The 17,564-nt window shown below is 58.3% G+C and carries 15 protein-coding genes and 1 tRNA gene; 9 read left to right on the top strand and 7 right to left on the bottom strand.

Features of this window, described 5'->3' with window-relative positions; translation table 11 throughout:
- Nucleotides 1-3: 3 nt before the first annotated feature.
- Both KZZ06_RS14875 and KZZ06_RS14870 read right to left on the bottom strand, forming a co-directional pair.
- Nucleotides 4-690: a TetR/AcrR family transcriptional regulator gene (locus KZZ06_RS14875; RefSeq protein WP_219580903.1), complete on the bottom strand. Its 687-nt coding sequence runs from the start codon at nt 688-690 to the stop codon at nt 4-6.
- 140 nt (nt 691-830) lie between these two features.
- Complete coding sequence (locus KZZ06_RS14870; RefSeq protein ID WP_219580902.1) at nt 831-2,315, bottom strand: Do family serine endopeptidase; 1,485 nt, start codon at nt 2,313-2,315, stop codon at nt 831-833.
- 473 nt (nt 2,316-2,788) lie between these two features.
- On the opposite strand from KZZ06_RS14870, the gene KZZ06_RS14865 reads away from it, so the two are divergent.
- A complete protein-coding gene (locus KZZ06_RS14865) occupies nt 2,789-3,835 on the top strand; it encodes a Hint domain-containing protein (protein ID WP_219580901.1) in 1,047 nt (348 codons plus the stop codon).
- 269 nt (nt 3,836-4,104) lie between these two features.
- Here KZZ06_RS14865 and hflC read toward each other — a convergent pair whose 3' ends face one another.
- The 4 genes from hflC to rpiA all read right to left on the bottom strand — a co-directional run bounded on the left by hflC (nt 4,105) and on the right by rpiA (nt 8,573).
- On the bottom strand, nt 4,105-5,004 hold the full coding sequence (gene hflC / locus KZZ06_RS14860; RefSeq protein ID WP_219580900.1) for a protease modulator HflC: 900 nt from the start codon (nt 5,002-5,004) through the stop codon (nt 4,105-4,107).
- A complete protein-coding gene (gene hflK, locus KZZ06_RS14855; protein WP_219580899.1) occupies nt 5,004-6,221 on the bottom strand; it encodes an FtsH protease activity modulator HflK in 1,218 nt (405 codons plus the stop codon). The genes hflC and hflK overlap by 1 nt, the downstream gene beginning before the upstream one ends.
- A 69-nt stretch (nt 6,222-6,290) precedes the next feature.
- On the bottom strand, nt 6,291-7,763 hold the full coding sequence (locus tag KZZ06_RS14850) for an FAD-dependent oxidoreductase (RefSeq protein ID WP_219580898.1): 1,473 nt from the start codon (nt 7,761-7,763) through the stop codon (nt 6,291-6,293).
- A gap of 21 nt (nt 7,764-7,784) precedes the next feature.
- A complete protein-coding gene (rpiA, locus tag KZZ06_RS14845; protein WP_219580897.1) occupies nt 7,785-8,573 on the bottom strand; it encodes a ribose-5-phosphate isomerase RpiA in 789 nt (262 codons plus the stop codon).
- Nucleotides 8,574-8,820: 247 nt separating this feature from the next.
- Here rpiA and KZZ06_RS14840 point away from each other — a divergent pair, with 247 nt between their 5' ends.
- From KZZ06_RS14840 to KZZ06_RS14830, 3 genes are all read left to right on the top strand, one after another.
- Nucleotides 8,821-9,507, top strand: a complete 687-nt coding sequence (locus tag KZZ06_RS14840; protein ID WP_219580896.1) for a glutathione S-transferase family protein — start codon at nt 8,821-8,823, stop codon at nt 9,505-9,507.
- Nucleotides 9,507-10,880, top strand: a complete 1,374-nt coding sequence (locus tag KZZ06_RS14835; RefSeq protein ID WP_219580895.1) for an L-serine ammonia-lyase — start codon at nt 9,507-9,509, stop codon at nt 10,878-10,880. The genes KZZ06_RS14840 and KZZ06_RS14835 overlap by 1 nt, the downstream gene beginning before the upstream one ends.
- Nucleotides 10,881-10,972: 92 nt before the next feature.
- Nucleotides 10,973-11,653, top strand: coding sequence for a nitroreductase (locus tag KZZ06_RS14830; protein WP_219580894.1), 681 nt, complete (start codon nt 10,973-10,975; stop codon nt 11,651-11,653).
- 543 nt (nt 11,654-12,196) lie between these two features.
- Here the strand turns inward: KZZ06_RS14830 and KZZ06_RS14825 are convergent.
- Nucleotides 12,197-12,784 (bottom strand): TetR/AcrR family transcriptional regulator, encoded by a 588-nt coding sequence (locus KZZ06_RS14825; protein ID WP_219580893.1) that lies wholly within the window; start codon nt 12,782-12,784, stop codon nt 12,197-12,199.
- A gap of 78 nt (nt 12,785-12,862) precedes the next feature.
- On the opposite strand from KZZ06_RS14825, the gene KZZ06_RS14820 reads away from it, so the two are divergent.
- From KZZ06_RS14820 to KZZ06_RS14800, 5 genes are all read left to right on the top strand, one after another.
- Nucleotides 12,863-13,159, top strand: a complete 297-nt coding sequence (locus KZZ06_RS14820) for a hypothetical protein (RefSeq protein ID WP_219580892.1) — start codon at nt 12,863-12,865, stop codon at nt 13,157-13,159.
- 102 nt (nt 13,160-13,261) lie between these two features.
- The gene (locus KZZ06_RS14815; RefSeq protein WP_219580891.1) at nt 13,262-14,563 is read left to right on the top strand and encodes a homoserine dehydrogenase; all 1,302 of its coding nucleotides are present in this window, start codon (nt 13,262-13,264) and stop codon (nt 14,561-14,563) included.
- 41 nt (nt 14,564-14,604) lie between these two features.
- A complete protein-coding gene (gene glpX / locus KZZ06_RS14810) occupies nt 14,605-15,570 on the top strand; it encodes a class II fructose-bisphosphatase (protein ID WP_219580890.1) in 966 nt (321 codons plus the stop codon).
- A 59-nt stretch (nt 15,571-15,629) separates the two neighbouring features.
- Nucleotides 15,630-17,375: a single-stranded-DNA-specific exonuclease RecJ gene (recJ, locus tag KZZ06_RS14805; protein WP_219580889.1), complete on the top strand. Its 1,746-nt coding sequence runs from the start codon at nt 15,630-15,632 to the stop codon at nt 17,373-17,375.
- Between the two features lie 76 nt (nt 17,376-17,451).
- Nucleotides 17,452-17,526, top strand: a tRNA-Glu gene (locus KZZ06_RS14800).
- Nucleotides 17,527-17,564: the final 38 nt, after the last annotated feature.

The following is a 17,564-nucleotide window of genomic DNA, read 5'->3' as shown; positions in this document are numbered from 1 at the left end:
GGCTTACTTGGTGCTGTCATCCTCTAGTGATCGCACCATCGCCGCCGCGCCAACGGCAACGGCACGCAGGATTTGATCATTTGGAATATCGCGGTTCAGCCAATCGCGCATGGGCCCGAAGGCCGATAGAAACACCATCAGGTTCGCCACGATATCCAGACGGCGGTCTTCGGTACCAATCCCCAACCGCAAGCTAAGCTGGTCGGCAAGGTCCTTCATCGCAGCATATTCGCGGGCGTGCAGTGCTTGGCGATCCTCGGGCTGCATATGCGGCACACAGCGATAGGCCAGCAGCGTGCCCTTGCGTTTATGGACCCAGCTTTCGCGGAAATACTGCTCAATCGCTTCCTCAAGCGACAGGGACTGGTCTTGCAAGATCACCGACAGGGTCGGCACGTCTTCGCGGAACCAAAGCTGGTTCAAAAGCCGCCGCAAGATGTCGTTCTTGTTGGCGATGTAATCATAGATGCTGGCCTGATTGACGCCAGAGCGCGCGCAAATGTCCCGCACGGTTGTGGCGGCAAAACCCTTTTCCAAAAACAGCTCAAGCGCGGCATCGCAAATCTGTTCGCGGCGGCTTTGGATCAGCTCTTGGTTTTGAACGCTGGTGATGTCTGCCTCGGCCAGCATCTGCGTGCGCAGGGCATGAAGACGTTCTGGGTACACGTTCGCGGGCGTCGTTTCGGGCATCAAGGCTTCCTTTGTTTGAAGAAACCTATCGACTTTCGATATGTGAAACAACAAAGAAGCTACGCGCGTAAATCAAAGAAAACCCGCCCCTGCGCATGGCAAAGGCGGGTCATCGGTTCAGTCGACCTGAAAGGCGCTGATTACTCTTCGATCCCAAGCGCGACAAAGCGTGGGTCACCAGCGCGGCGGATCAGCAACAACAGCGATTTGCGCCCTGCGTCTTGGGCTTCGCTGACCCGGTCCTCAAGGTCCGCGATGGTGGCGACGCTTTGTTGACCCGCCTCTGTGATCACGTCCCCCGGGCGCAGGCCCTTTTCAAACGCTTCGGACATTTCATCAACCTCGGTGACGGCCAAACCGTTCGTGGTTTCATCCGCGCCGAATTCCTCGCGCATGTCATCGGTCAGTGGCGTCAGGGTCAGGCCCAGCAACGATGCTGATTCGGGGGCTTCCGGCGTGGCATCATCCTGCGGCGTGGCAGCGGGGCTGGTGTCATCCGCGTCTTCGCGCCGTCCAAGGGTCACCTTGAGCGTTTGCGTTTTCCCGTCGCGCAGCACGGTGACCCGCACGGCGGCACCTACGGCACTGTTACCCACCTGATGGACCAAGCCGCGGGTGTCTTCGACCTCGACACCGGCAAAGCTCATGATCACGTCACCTGTTTGCAGGCCGGCCTCTTTGGCGGGGCCTTCGGGCACGTCGGTGATCAAAGCGCCAGTTGCTTTGGCCAGCCCCATCGCATCGGCCACGTCTTGCGTCACGTCCTGAATGCGCACACCAAGCCAGCCCCGGCGGGTTTCGCCATATTCCTTGAGCTGATCAACCACACGTGTCACCACGTTGGAGGCCATAGAAAAACCGATCCCGATCGAGCCGCCATTGGGCGAAAGGATCGCGGTGTTCACCCCGATCACAGACCCATCCATATTGAACAATGGCCCGCCAGAATTCCCGCGGTTGATCGCAGCATCTGTCTGAATGTAATCGTCATAGGTGCCCGACAGCGCACGGTTGCGCGCCGACACGATCCCCGCAGAGACAGAAAACCCCTGCCCCAGCGGGTTGCCCATCGCGATGACCCAATCGCCCACACGCGCGGCATTGCTGTCGCCAAACTTGACGAATGGCAGCGGCGTCGGGGCCTCGACTTTCAGCAGGGCAATATCCGTGTTGGGGTCGGTGCCGATGACCGTGGCGATCAGTTCCTCGCCCGAGAAAAATTCGATCGTGATTTCATCGGCGCCTTCAATCACGTGGTTGTTCGTCACCACATAGCCGTCTTCGGAAATCACAAAGCCAGACCCAAGCGCCGATGACTTGCGCGGAGAGGGATCGGATTGGCCGTTATTATTGCGGTCCTGAAATTCGCGAAAGAAGTCCTCGAAGGGGGATCCCTCGGGCACGATACCGCGCGGGCCGGTACGCCCCTCGACCACAGTCGATGTCGTGATGTTCACCACCGACGGGCTGATTTTCTCAGCCAGCGGGGCCAGGCTTTCGGGCTTGGCATAGGCCATGACGGCCTGCATCACGACAAATACCAAGGCCAGCATGCCCATCATGAGCCACTGAACCCAAACAGGCGAGGTGGTTGTTTTCGACACGGATACGGCCTTGGGCGGCATTCACAATCTCCTGAACAAAGGGGCACAGCAGAGCACCCAAAATTTCTGACATCAGAGTGCATCCGCAATGCCAGTGCTGCAAGGTGAAAGATGTGATCGTTCACGCGCATGTCAACGGGCATCGCCCCTTGGCAGGTCAAGTAATCTGCTTTTTTAGCGGGTGGCGGCGTATTATGGTGGTCCGCTATGCGGCATTTGTACGGCGAGTGATGTTCCCACATAACAGCCGCGCGCCGGATTTCGACGTGACATTCACCGATGTCAGCTTGCAGAAACCGGGCTTTGCACAGTGGTGGCAAGGGGGATGTCTCTGCACCGGGGCACACAATGTTGCGCTTATAAGGCGAAAACGGCCCCCCTCTAGCATTTTTTCAATATTAGAGATAAACATTTTGGAAAGGGTACAATTTCCTAACTTACAATAAGTACCTAACAGGTTGAAATTCTGAGTCAGTACATCCGGGAGGCACGTCATGCCCACAACTACGTTTCAAATGTATACAGCGGGTGCGCTCAACTTTGGTGGGGGATCGTTAAGCCTTTCCAACACATACGATGAAACAACAGATGTGCTGCTGACAATCACCGACGATGATAGTGTCTTGGAAGGCGATCTTTACAACAACGAAGATGGCAACGATAGCAATCAATTCGGTGTGCTGACGGACTTAAGCGGGACCTATATTTCCGGGGGCGCAACAACAACGGTATACTCCGAGTTACAGTACGAGCTCTCGGGATCAGATGGCAGCACAATCACCCTGTATTATATGGAGATGGATTCAGATCCGAATTCAAGTTCTGGCAACGGTATTTTCATTGGCTACCTGCCGTCTGCCCCGCTTGTCCCCGGGGTAACATATTCATTCTCATCATCGAACACTACTCCTTCAAACGACTCTCAGTATTCAGATATTGAAGGCGCTATTTGCTTTACATCAAGCTCCTACATCAAAACAGATGAGGCAATGGTCCAGATTTGCGATCTTGAGCCAGGCATGCGTATTCATACGCGCGACAATGGTTTTCAAAAGCTCCTCTGGGTTTACAAACGCGTTATTTCTCAACACGAGATGGCCGAGAACCCGAATTTGCGACCTGTGAAAATCGCAGAAAATGCATTTGGTCCGGGCAAACCTTGTCGGGATATGTACCTGTCCCAACAACACCGATTGTTAATCAGTGATCAGCGTAACGAGATGCTGTTTGCTGAATCTCATCTGCTTGTGCCCGCCAAAGGCCTCGTCAACGATGAGACCATTACGATTGATCACGAGATTGCCACCGTCGAATATGTGCATCTTCTGTTTGATGGACATGAAATCGTATATGTTGACGGCATAGAGGCCGAGAGCTTTGCCTTGGGGGCGTGGTCCTACGGAACACTGACTGACGATGCGCGCGAAGATATCAGTACAATTTTCCCCGACCTATCCAGCGATGTGATGCAGCAGTTTAAAACTGCCTACCCGGTCCTTACGGTCCAAGAAACAACGGTTTTGCCATCTGTCTCGCCCTGATCCGGGTGGTTTGAACATCTTGTTCTAAACGTCCCTGTTTATCGACGCACGACCATAGCATAAGCATGGTCATTATGGTGTGCTGGTAATCTTGAACGGCCATTGCAAGCAAAAGCACGCTCAAATGTGCATAGGGCAATCAACCTTGCCATGATGTCTGCGTTCCGACGTTCACCCACTAGATGCGGACACCCCGTGAATTAAAGCCAAAACGCAAAAAGGGCCGGCGCAGTGGCCAGCCCTTTGTAATCGCAAACCGTCAGAAGGGTTTAGTTTCCTGCGCCCTCAGTCGCGCGGCTGCCCTGATCCGACCCCAGATAGTTAAAGAATTCGCTATCCGGTGACATCACCATGGTCGAATTCTCTCCCTTCAGCGCCTCTTCATACGCGCTTAGCGAGCGGTAGAATTCAAAGAACTCTGCATCCTTGGAATAGGCCTCGGCAAAGATTTTGTTGCGCGCGGCGTCTGCCTCACCTTCGGTGATGCGGGCATCACGGCGGGCTTCTGACAGAATTTCCTCATAGGTACGATCCGCAAGGGCCGTGACACGTTGCGCAGCCTCGCGGCCACGGGCGCGTTCATCGGTCGCTTCGCGGGCACGCTCAGCAATCATGCGCTGCAATGTCGCGTCAAAGTTCTGCTCTGGCAGGTTGGTCTGGCGCAAACGCACGTCGACCACATCCAGACCCAAAGCCTGCGCACGTGCATCAGACCGTTCACGGATCTGATCCATCAGCGCCGACCGTTCAGGCGACAGAATGGTGTTCGATGTGACACCTTGCGAACCCAGAACCGCACGGATCTGACCATCAAGGATACCGTTCAGCTGGATTTCAGCCTGACGGGCCCCATCGGTGCCCAAAGCCTGACGGAACTGACGCACGTCCACGATGCGGTACAGTACAAAGGCATCCACTTCCAAACGACGGTCATCGGCTGGCGTGACTTCGATCATCGGGGTTTCAAGCGACAGGATACGGTCGTCATAACGCACGACTTCATCCAGCAACGGGATTTTGAACCCGATGCCTGCGTCTTCGCGCACCTGCTTGATCTGGCCAAAGCGCAGAACCAATGCCTTTTCACGTTCATCAACGATAAAGATCGACGACAGTACGCCAACCACCGCAATCACGATAACGGGGATAATGATATTTAGCTTACCCATCAGTTTGACCCCCGGTTCGAACGCAGTTCATTAAGCGGCAGATACGGCACAACGCCCTGCCCGCCCCCATCTTGGTTATTCTCAAGAATAATCTTGTCCACGTCGCCTAGAACCTTTTCCATGGTTTCAAGGTACAAACGCTTGCGCGTGACCTCGGGTGCGGCTTGGTATTCGATCAAAACAGCCTCGAAACGGCTTGCCTCACCGACAGCATCGTTCACAACGCGCGCACGGTAGCCTTCGGCTGCTTCCAAAAGCTGCGCGGACTGACCGCGCGCTTCGGCGGTGCGCTGGTTGGCATAGGCGTCAGCCTGACGTTCAACCCGGTCACGTTCCTGCTCAGCTGCCTGAACGTCGCGGAAGGCGTCAATAACGGACTCTTGCGAGACCCGACCGCTGTCGTCCGTGACGGTCACCGTCTGGCTCGGCGGGTCCACTTTGTTAAAGTTGACGCGGATGATGTTGATACCAGTCTGGCGGTTGTCCAACGTTGACTGGATCAGTTCGCGTGCGTTTGCCTCGATTGTGGCGCGGTCACGGTTCAGGATCGGTGCCAGTTCGGATTGCGCGATAATTTCGCGCATCGCCGATTCCGAGATCGCACGCACAGACGCGGTCGGGTCCCGCAGCGAGAATTTGAAATCCTGCGCGTTTTTCACGTTCCAAACCACCTGAAAGTCGATGTCGACGATGTTTTCATCTGTCGTCAGCATCAAGCCTTCGTTGTCGCCGCCCGTGCGGCCAGCGCCGATGGTTTCGGCGCGGTTGGTTGTCACGTCAAACACTTCGGCAGTGACAAAGGGCCACGGCGCAAAGTTCAGACCTTCGGTGCCGATGCCCGAGAATTCGCCAAGGAACAGTTCAATCGACTGCTGTTCAGGACGCACAGTGTAAAAGCTGGTCATGCCCCAAAGAACGACAGCGGCCAACGCGCCCAGACCGATCGTGCCGCGCGTGAAACGCGGGCCGTTGCTGTCGCTGCTTCCACCGCCGGCACCGTTACCACGGCCACCGCTTTTGCCGCCCATCAAAACGCGCAGCTGTTCCTGGCCTTTTTTCACCAGATCATCAATTTCCGGGATTTGTGGTTTGTCGCCACCGGGGCCACGGCCACCGCCGCTTGGTCGGTTGCCATTTGGCTTGTTCTGGTCACCGCCAGAATTTCCACCGCCTGTGTTTCCTCCGCCGCCCCAAGGGCCGCCTGTATTTCCAGCCATTAACTCTTCCCTGTTACGACCGCCTTTGCGGTCTCGTCTCGTTCAAACTTGGGCATAACTGCCCGGATTTCAAGCTGTGCGCGTTGGTGCGCGCATCGTAACCAGTTCTTCCGACATGGTCGGATGCACCGCGCAGGTCGCATCAAACTGTTCTTTTGTCAGCCGCGCTTTGACCGCGATGCCCACAAGTTGGATCAATTCACCCGCATTCGGTGCGACGATGTGGCACCCTAGAACAACGCGGGTATCGCGACACACGATCAGCTTCATCATCACACGTTGGTTCTGTTCCGCAAAGGCTGTTTGCATGGGCCGAAACGATGTCGCGTAGATTTCGACGGGTCCCGCGTCGCGCGCTTGTTCTTCGCTTAGGCCCACCGTGCCCATTTCGGGCTGGGTAAAGACCGCCGACGGGATCAGGTCATGGTCCACTGGTGTCGGGTTTGCGGCAAAGACTGTTTGCACGAAAGCCATGCCTTCACGGATCGCAACCGGCGTCAGGTTTACGCGGTTGGTCACATCGCCAATGGCATAGATCGACGGCACGCCGGTCTGGCTATATTCATTTACCTCGATTTCCTGCCCACGGCCCAAGCTAACGCCGACGTCTTCCAGACCCATGTCTTGGGTCATCGGCGTGCGGCCCGTCGCGAACAGCACCATATCAAAGACCTTTTCGCCGCCATTGGTGGACTTCACCCAGATCGGCCCCTGCGATCCCTGACGCGCAGCCTCGTTGTGACGGTTCAGCTCGCCTGCTTGGTTAACGGTGGCACCCATCGCGGCGTCAGAATTGCTGAGCGCGTCAGCGTTGCCGCGGTCCGCCTCCAGCGCCATTTCAACGATGTTGGTGCCCGTGTGGATTTCGATACCATTTTCGCGCATCGATTCCGCGACCAGCCCGCGGGCCTCGTCGTCAAAGCCGCGCAGGATTTGCGCGCCGCGATAATATTGGGTCACCTCGACACCGAGCCCCTGCAAGATGCAGGCAAATTCGCAGGCGATATAGCCGCCACCAATGATCAGGATCGATTTAGGCAGCTTTTCGAGGTGGAAAAGGTCATCCGACACAATTCCCAGATCCGCGTTTGGCAGATCAGGGCGCACAGGGCGGCCGCCGGTTGCGACCAGAATATGCTTGGCGGTTTTCACCTCGCCGGTAGACAGTTCAACCGTGTGCGCGTCTTTGATTGTGGCGCGGGCGTCAAATGTCTCAACCCCGGATCCTGCCAGCAGTTTGCGGTACACGGCCTCAAGGCGGTCCAGCTCACCATGCAGGCGCTTGCGGAAAGAATGCCAATCAAACGTGCCCGGTTTGATATCCCAACCATAGGCTTGCGCCTCGTCTGCCATGCCGGAATAGCCCGATGCGAACACCATTAGCTTTTTCGGCACACAGCCCCGGATTACGCAGGTCCCGCCATAGCGGTCTTCTTCGGCCAACCCGACCTTGACGCCATGTTCGCTGGCAGCCACCCGTGCAGCGCGCACACCGCCCGAACCGCCACCGATTACAAACAGATCAAAGTCAAATTCACTCATTGGATTGGGGCCTTTCTAGTTTCAGTCGGACAGGTCGGAAAACACATTGTCTGACTCGACAAAATCAACGCGATCACGGTCGATCGTACCTTCGTTGATATCGCGCACTTCGACACGCCCATCCCCAAAGCCGATGACCACTGCGTCACAGATATCAATAAACAATCCGTTTTCAACAACACCGGGCATCTGGTTGATCACCAGCGACAATTGGCGCGGATTCCCGATCCGGTTCAGGTGCAAATCCATGATATAATTGCCCTCGTCCGTGATAAACGGCACTTCGCCATTCATCCGCAAGGTCGATGTCCGCCCCAGCACATCCATCGAGATCAGCGTTTCCTCGACCAAGGCTTGGGTGGTTTGCCAGCCAAAGGGGATTACTTCGATCGGCAGCGGGAACGCGCCCAGCGTTTCGACCTCTTTACCGATGTCAGCAATCACGACCATCTGGTCAGATGCGGTCGCCACGATCTTTTCTTGCAACAGCGCACCGCCGCCACCCTTGATCAGGTTCAGTTCACCGTCGAATTCGTCGGCACCATCAATGGTCAGATCCAGCCACTTCGCCTCGTCCAGGCTGATAACTTCGATACCGACCTCGCGGGCCAGCTGCGCGGTACGGGTCGAGGTTGGCACACCCTTGATGCGCAACCCATCGTCGCGGACCATTTCGCCCAAACAACGCACCAACCACGCAGCGGTTGATCCGGTACCCAGCCCAACGCGCATGCCGTCTTCAACAAACTGCGCGGCACGTTTCGCGGCTACAAATTTTGCCTTGTCAATTGGTGACAGTTCTCCGGCCATAATAGCGACTCCTGATTGATCGATGCCCTTATAGACGCTGCGGACGGTGGGTGCGACCCCTCAAAACCACCCGCTGCGCTGCAAGTTCGCGCGGTGCCGTAAATCATGTTTTCGGGACACGCGGTTACGCGGCATACAGGCGCGAATTTTGCCCGAACCGGCCGCTTTTCCGCCTGTCGTTTCGCTATGTGCGCGAACATGTCGTTTTCAATCGCCCAGACCCGCTGCAATCGGATAACACGGCAATATGAACAGCTACACACTTCACTATGCCCCCGATAACGCGTCGCTTATCATCCGCTTGGCGCTCGAAGCGTTGGGCCAGCCCTATCGCACAGTCTTGGTTGACCGCAAAGCGGCTGCACATAAATCGCCGCCCTATCTAAAGCTCAATCCGCATGGGCTTATTCCCGTGCTGGAAACCCCCGATGGCCCGATCTTTGAAACAGGCGCGATCCTGCTTTGGCTGTCAGATCGGTACGGAACGCTTGCCCCGCAAGCTGACAGCCCGCAGCGTGCGGATTTCCTCAAGTGGTTGTTTTTCACCTCGAACACCGTTCATTCTGCGCTGCGTATGACATTCTATCCTGAGAAATACGCAGGCCCCGATCCCGCCCATCAAGCCGCGCTGCGTCTGACCATGCAGGACGCGCTAAAACGTCATCTGGCGACGCTCGATGCGCGGGCGGCCCTGCGGCCAATTCCATTGGCGATCCAGTTTTACCTTGCCGCTTTGCTGCGCTGGTCTGTGCTGTACCCTGTGCAAAAAGACCGGAACTGGTTTAACCTTGACGACTACCCCTATCTCAAACAGATGTGCCTAACGCTCGAGACCCTACCCTGCACCGCCGCGGCGCAAACCGCCGAAGGGCTTGGGCCCACGCCATTTTCATCCCCGCGCTATGCCACCCCTCCCCAAGGAAGTGCCACCTGATGTTTCTCTCTGTCTTCGATATGTTCAAGGTCGGCATCGGCCCTTCGTCGTCCCACACCATGGGGCCGATGGTTGCTGCGGCACGGTTTCTGGACCTGATGCGCGCGTCGCCGTTCAAATTCGCGGGCTTGCGCGCGTCGCTTCACGGCAGTCTGGCGTTCACCGGTGTAGGCCACGCCACCGACCGCGCGACGATCCTTGGCCTCGCGGGTTTTACCCCCCAAGACTATGACCACGCCAAAGCCGAAAGCGTGCTGGCCGAGATTGACGCCAGCAACCAGATCACCCTGCCGGATTTCGGCGCGCTCAGCTTCAACCCTAAGACGGATATGATCTTTGACTATGATGTGAAGCTGCCCGGCCACGCCAATGGCATGATGCTAATGGCCACCGATGCCCAAGGCGACGTGACCTTGCGCGAAACATATTATTCCATCGGCGGCGGCTTTGTGATGACCGAGGCCGAATTGGCAGCAGGCAAAGACAGCGATGAGGGCGCGCCCGTCCCCTACCCCTTCAAATCAGCCGCCGAGATGCTTGAGATGTCGCGCGCCTCGGGCAAAACCATCGCAGGCATGAAACGCGCCAACGAAGAATCGCGCGGCGGCGCGGCACATCTGCGCGACGGGTCCAAACGTTTGTGGCAGGTGATGAACGATTGTATCGATCGCGGGCTGGAAACCGACGGCATCCTGCCCGGCGGGTTGAATGTGAAACGTCGCGCCAAAGGCATACATGATGCGCTGCTCGCAGAACGTGGCCTGAACCAGCAAGCGCCGCACACGATCAACGACTGGATGAGCGTCTACGCCATGGCCGTCAACGAGGAAAACGCCGCTGGCGGTCAGGTCGTCACGGCCCCCACCAACGGTGCCGCCGGCGTGATGCCCGCGACCCTGCGCTATTATCTTGATCACGTGCCCGGCGCGTCCGAGGCGCATATCGAAGACTTCCTTTTGACCGCCGCTGCCATTGGCGGGCTGGTGAAATTCAACGCCTCGATCTCGGGTGCCGAAGCAGGCTGTCAGGCCGAGGTCGGGTCCGCCGCAGCGATGTCTGCCGCCGGACTATGCGCCGTTATGGGCGGCTCGCCTGAGCAGATCGAAAATGCTGCCGAAATTGCGCTGGAACATCACCTTGGCATGACCTGCGATCCTGTGCGTGGCTTGGTGCAGGTGCCCTGCATCGAACGCAACGGACTTGGCGCGATCAAGGCGGTGTCGGCAGCGTCGCTGGCCCTGCGCGGCGATGGCACGCATCTGGTGCCGCTGGATGCCTGCATTGAAACCATGCGCCAAACCGGCGCGGACATGTCCGAGAAATACAAGGAAACCTCGCTGGGTGGCTTGGCCGTCAACGTTCCCAACTGCTGATCTGACGCAGCGGCACCGCGCAAAGCGGCGCTTGACCCCGCCCCGCCTTTGAAAGACGCTGACGTCTGTCAGGAAACGTCGGGAGGGACATCATGGAACTGGAACAGGCAATGTTGGGGCGTCGCAGCATCAGGGGTTTTACCAAAGACCCCGTATCGCGCGACCTGCTGGAAGAGATCATTGAACTGGCCAACCGCGCGCCTTCGTCGATGAACACCCAGCCGTGGCATTTTCACGTTCTTACCGGCCAACCGCTTGAGAACGTCCGCGAGGGGAATTCGACCCGCATGTTGCAAGGTGTGCCGCCGGTCCGCGAGATCAACGATCACGGGGCCTATGCGGGCGTGCACCGCGAACGGCAGGTCGACATCGCCAAGCAATTGTTCGCCGCCATGGGGATTGAACGCGAAGACAAAGAGCGCCGTCAGGATTGGGTGATGCGCGGGTTCCGCCAGTTTGACGCGCCCGTGTCCATCGTTGTTTGTTTCGACAAATCGCTGGATGACAACGGCACCATCGCGCATTTTGATCTGGGGGCCGTCACCTATGGTCTGGTCCTTGCCGCCTGGAGCAAAGGCCTGGGGTCGGTCATCAACGGCCAAGGGATCATGCAATCGCCCGTCGTGCGCGAACATGCCCAAATCCCTGACGATCAGGTGATCATGACCTGCGTGGCGCTTGGCTGGCCCGACGACAGCTTTTCCGCGAATGACGTCAAATCGGTGCGCCGCCCCGTGGACGCTGTGGCGCGGTTCGTGGGCTTTGACGGCTGAAATCGTGGCTCAGCCTGATTAACCATATATTGCGTGTTTCCGGGCGGTTTTCATATGCTGATCGCCCGGAATTCCTCCTCTTCCCAAGAAGATATCCGCAAAACCTCACGCTGCCTCTCAGTCGTAATCAAGGTGAATATTTGCCTAAGATATCGTTAAGGGCATCTTGCGCGGCGTTGCGTTTGTTAACACTTTTGACTGCGACAGCTCCGCTCCAGCCGGGCTGAAACGAGCGAAAACTCAGCAAGACCAGGGCCTTGTGCGGCGTACCTATCCCAGCACCTTAGCATTTACGAAGATGAACGCGCAGCGACTTCTTAGCCGCGTTATTGAGGTTCCTCGTCCGTCAGTTCTTGGGGAACCCATCTGCCAGTGTTTTATGGCCGGTTGCGCCCTCTGATCCCGCGACAGGAAACAATCCGCAAGACACTGAAATATAATAATATTCTAAAATTCATATACTCCGACTTCGACAGGATCAACGGGCCTTCTGGTTCAGGGACAAAAGACCGACCAGAAGACATTATACTGCCACAGGCGATCCTACCCCGACACCACCGATTTGCGCACCATATCCCAGTATTGCGCAATCACCTGATCAAGTGAAAGCCGCCCCCCGACCCGAAACCACGTGTTCACACCGGTGAGCATCGCGATCACGGCAAGGGTCGCGATCTTTGTATCCGCAATGTCAAAATCACCCGCATCAGCACCGCTTTGCAAAATGGTTTCCAGACGGTCTTCGTACTGGCGGCGCAGGGCTTCCACCGCGCCGAAATTGTCGGGCGTCAGATTGCGCAGCTCCATGTACGATATAAAAACCTCGTCGGGGCGGTCGGCGTGAAACCTGATGTGGAAATCCACGAAGCGGCGTAGCCTATCCACCGGCGCAAGGCTCGTGTCGTCGCTAAACGCCGCCAAAAGTTGCTCCATATGGGTGCAAAGCAGATTGAAAAGCAGCGTTTGTTTATCGGGCGTATAATTATACAGCGCCCCCGCCTGCACGCCGACCTCGCTTGCGATGGCACGCATGGACACGGCGGCAAATCCGTTTTGCGCAAACAAGCGCAATGCTGCCTCGCGGACCTTGGGGCCGGTAATGTCAGAATGTGAACCAGTGGTGCGTGCCATATACAAACGCTAATTGAACGCTCGTTCAAAGGCAAACCCCGCTTGCACGAAATCCGTGGCTAGTGCATGAATTGCCCCATGACACATCACGCCCTTTCAGGCCTTTGCGCCCTTGCCCTGCTGCTGCCTGCCGCTTGTACGCAGTTTCCGGCGCTAGATAGCCGCACAACGCCTGAAATGCTGGCGGCCGAATATCCCGCCCTTGTCCCCGTTGATCCGCTTTTGGCGCAGGCCACTGCAGGGCAGATTAACGCTGACCAGACCGAGAACAGCATGAACGCCCGGGTCGCGGGTTTGCAGGCCCGTGCGGCCCGGCTGCGCGGATCGGTCCTGACGGGCAGCGAAAAGCAGCGGTTGGGCGAAGGCTTGCAATAAACGATTTTCGATTGGCTGCGTTGCACGTAGGGTTTGAACCCGCTACATCGCGGCCATAGAATAATCTCGTCGCCTCCGCGCACCGTTTTAAAGGAAATGCACATGTCACATCCGCTTCAGTCTGGGCCACTTCGTCTTGGGATTGCGGGATTGGGTACGGTGGGTGTGGGCGTTGTCCGCATTTTGCGCAAACAGGCCGATCTGCTTGAGGCCCGCACCGGCCGCGCGATCACCATTTCGGCGGTGTCTGCACGCAGCAAAGATAAAGACCGCGGCGTCAACCTGTCGGGCTACGCATGGGAGGACGATCCCGTCGCCCTTGCCAAGCGCGATGATGTCGATGTGTTTGTCGAACTGATCGGCGGCGACGAAGGTCCGGCCAAAGACGCAACCGAGGCGGCACTGGCCGCTGGCAAAGATGTCGTAACCGCGAACAAGGCGATGCTGGCCATCCACGGCCAAGCACTGGCCGAACAGGCCGAGGCCGCTGGCCGTCATATCCGCTATGAGGCGGCGGTCGCGGGCGGCATTCCTGTGATCAAGGTTTTGAACGAAGCCTTGGCAGGCAACCAGATCACCCGTGTGATGGGCGTGATGAACGGATCGTGCAACTATATCCTGACCCGCATGGAAGACGCGGGCCTGCCCTATGCCGACGTGTTCGCCGAGGCCGACGGGCTTGGCTATCTTGAGGCTGATCCGGCGCTGGATGTGGGCGGGATTGATGCCGCGCATAAGTTGGCGATTCTATCGTCGATTGCGTTCGGATCACGCGTTGATTTCGACGGTATCGACCTTGAGGGGATCGAGCGGGTCAGCATCGAAGACATCCGCGCCGCTGCTGGCATGGGGTACAAGATCAAACTGCTGGGCGTGGCCCAGATGACCGGTCGCGGTCTTGAGCAACGCATGCAGCCCTGCCTTGTGCCCGATACGTCGCCTTTGGGGCAATTGTCTGGCGGCACGAATATGATCGTGCTTGAGGGCGATGCCGTGGGCCAGATCGTGCTGCGCGGCCCCGGTGCAGGCGAAGGCCCCACGGCCAGTGCTGTTCTGTCTGACATCTGCGATCTTGCCCGTGGCTGGCAGGGGCCGGTGTTTGGTCAAAAGGCCAGCACCCTGACCGATGCAAAATCCGCCATGTCACAGGCCCCGGCGGCGTTCTATCTGCGCATGGGTCTGCTGGATAAACCCGGTGCATTGGCCAAGGTGGCCACCGTGCTGGGCGAGGCTGGCATTAGCATTAACCGGATGCGCCAAACTGAACACCAAACCGACCACGCCCCGGTGTTGATCGTGACACATAAAACAACCCGCAAGGCATTGGATGAAGCCTTGGCCGCGATGGCGGGCACGGGCGTTTTGGCCACTGATCCCGTTGCTTTGCGGATCGAAGACCTTTGAGCCCGTTTCAACCAGACTGATTTCTATAAGGACCGCTAAATATGACCTCTTCCGCTGAATTCAAAGACCGCATGTTGTCACTGGGCCTTGCCCGCGTATCCGAAGCCGCTGCATTGGCATCGGCCAAGCTGATCGGGCGCGGCGACGAAAAAGCAGCGGATCAAGCGGCTGTTAACGCGATGCGCGAACAGTTGAACCTGCTGGATATTGCGGGCGTTGTGGTCATCGGTGAAGGCGAACGGGACGAAGCACCGATGCTGTACATCGGCGAGGAAGTCGGCACCGGCAACGGCCCCGGTGTGGATATCGCGCTGGACCCGCTGGAAGGGACCACCCTGACGGCCAAGGATATGCCAAACGCCCTGACGGTTATCGCCATGGGGCCGCGCGGATCCATGCTGCATGCGCCTGACGTCTATATGGACAAGCTGGCCATCGGGCCGGGATACGCAGCCGATGTGGTCACGCTGGACATGACGCCCGCCGAACGTGTGCAAGCGCTTGCCGCCGCCAAGGGCTGCACCCCGCAAGACATCACCGTGTGTATCCTTGAACGCCCCCGCCACGAGGAAATGATCGCTCAGGTCCGCGAAACCGGCGCGGCGATCCGGTTGATCTCTGATGGCGATGTGGCCGGCGTGATGCATTGTTCGGAACCCGGCACCGGCATCGACATGTATATGGGATCGGGCGGTGCCCCCGAAGGCGTGCTGGCCGCGGCCGCTTTGAAATGTATGGGCGGGCAGATGTATGGCCGTCTGTTGTTCCGCAATGATGATGAACGTGGCCGCGCAGCCAAGGCCGGAATTACCGATCTTGACCGTATTTACGGGCGCGATGAAATGGTGACCCAAGACGTTATCTTTGCCGCAACCGGCGTGACCGGCGGCACATTGTTGCCGGGCGTCCAGCGTGAACCCGGCTGGCTGACAACTGAAACGCTGATCATGCGGTCGAAATCCGGTTCGGTGCGGCGGATCAATTACCGCACGCCGACGAGCAGCTAAACAGGACAGGCGCGTAGATCACTGGATGACTTACCCAACATAACAAGAACGAGGGACGCATGAGCTTTTTAGGTGTTGATGCGTCCCTGACCGGGCGCAAATGGGTCGGCCCCGGGGTCGAGGTCGAGCGTGCCACGCAGGTGCTGTTGCAGCAAACCGAACTGCCCCAAGCCGTGTGTCAGGTGCTGGCCCGCCGCGGCGTAAGCGCCGACGAGGCCGAGCAGTTTCTTTCCCCCTCATTGCGCGACTTGCTACCCGACCCGCGCAGCTTGCGTGACATGGAAAAAGCCGCCACGCGGTTTCTGGCCGCCGTCAAAGCCCGCCAGCGCATAGCTGTATTTGCTGATTATGACGTGGATGGCGGCAGTTCCGCCGCCCTGCTGCTGGTCTGGCTGCGGGACATGGGCTGTCAGGCGACGCTATACGTCCCCGACCGCATCGACGAAGGGTACGGCCCCAATGACGAGGCGATGGCCGCACTGGCCGCCAAGCATGATCTGATCATCTGTGTCGACTGTGGGACGCTGTCACACGGGCCGATTGCTGCCGCTGTGGGCGCGGATGTGATCGTGCTGGATCACCACCTTGGCGCTGAAACCCTGCCGGATGCTGTCGCGGTCGTGAACCCGAACAGGCAGGACGAGGACGGCGCGCTGGCCCATCTGTGCGCCGCTGGTGTGGTGTTCTTGATGCTGGTAGAGGCTGGCCGCCAATTGCGCGAGGCGGGCACCAAAGGCCCCGATCTGATGGCCCTGCTGGATTTGGTCGCCCTTGCCACCGTCGCGGATGTGGCACCGTTGATCGGTGTGAACCGGGCCTTTGTACGCCAAGGGCTACGGGTGATGGCACGGCGCGACCGCGTCGGCTTGGCTGCACTTGCTGACATCGCGCGGATGGACACGGCCCCTGCCTCTTATCATCTGGGATTTCTGCTGGGGCCGCGCATCAATGCGGGCGGGCGCATCGGGCAGGCCGATCTGGGCGCGCGCCTGTTGTCCACCAATGACCCTCACGAGGCCGCCGCCTTGGCCGAACGGCTTGATACGCTCAACACGGAACGTCGCGATGTCGAAAACGCTGTCCGCGCTGTGGCGCTGGATCAGGCCGAGGCGCGCGGCTTTGACGCCCCGCTGGTCTGGGCATCGGGTGCGGGCTGGCATCCCGGCGTGGTGGGCATCGTCGCCTCGCGCCTCAAGGAAGCATCAAACCGTCCGTCAATCGTGATCGGGTTCGAAGACGGCATTGGCAAGGGATCAGGGCGATCCGTATCCGGCATCGATTTAGGCGCGCCAATCCAACGGCTCGCGGCCGAAGGGTTGCTGATCAAGGGCGGTGGCCACAAGATGGCCGCTGGCCTGACCGTCGCCGAAGACAAGCTGGACGCCGCCATGGCGCGATTGGCCGAACTGCTGGAGAAACAGGGTGCCCATCTGGCCGGTGCCGCCGATCTGCGCCTGGACGGCATGCTGATGCCCGCCGCTGCCACGGTCGAATTGGCCGAACAAGTCGAACAGGCGGGCCCTTTTGGTGCCGGTGCCCCTGCCCCGCGTTATGTTTTCGCGGATATGCAGATTCGCTTTGCCAAGCGCGTCGGTGAAAGCCATCTGAAAATCAGTTTTGGCGATGGCGGCGGTGCTGGCACGAAACTCGACGCCATCGCCTTTGGTGCATTTGACGGACCGCTTGGCCCGGCCCTTGAAAACCACGGCGGCGCACGGTTTCATTTGGCTGGTCGGCTCGACATCAATAGCTGGCGCGGACGGCAAACAGTGCAACTTCGACTGGAAGATGCAGCCCCTGCGTAAAACTTTTTCACATTAGGGGTAATTTCCACTTGCGCCCTTTCGCGCGATTGCCTAATGAACCGCTCACAAGCTAAGTGGCCCGTTCGTCTATCGGTTAGGACGTCAGGTTTTCAACCTGAAAAGAGGGGTTCGACTCCCCTACGGGCTGCCACTTGTCTTCCGAAGTATCTGTTTACTGACACCTTACGT

Source organism: Sulfitobacter sp. CW3 (assembly GCF_019392245.1).
GTDB lineage: Bacteria > Pseudomonadota > Alphaproteobacteria > Rhodobacterales > Rhodobacteraceae > Sulfitobacter.
Note: the sequence above shows the minus strand (reverse complement) of the source record. Positions and strands in the feature narration are given on the sequence as shown.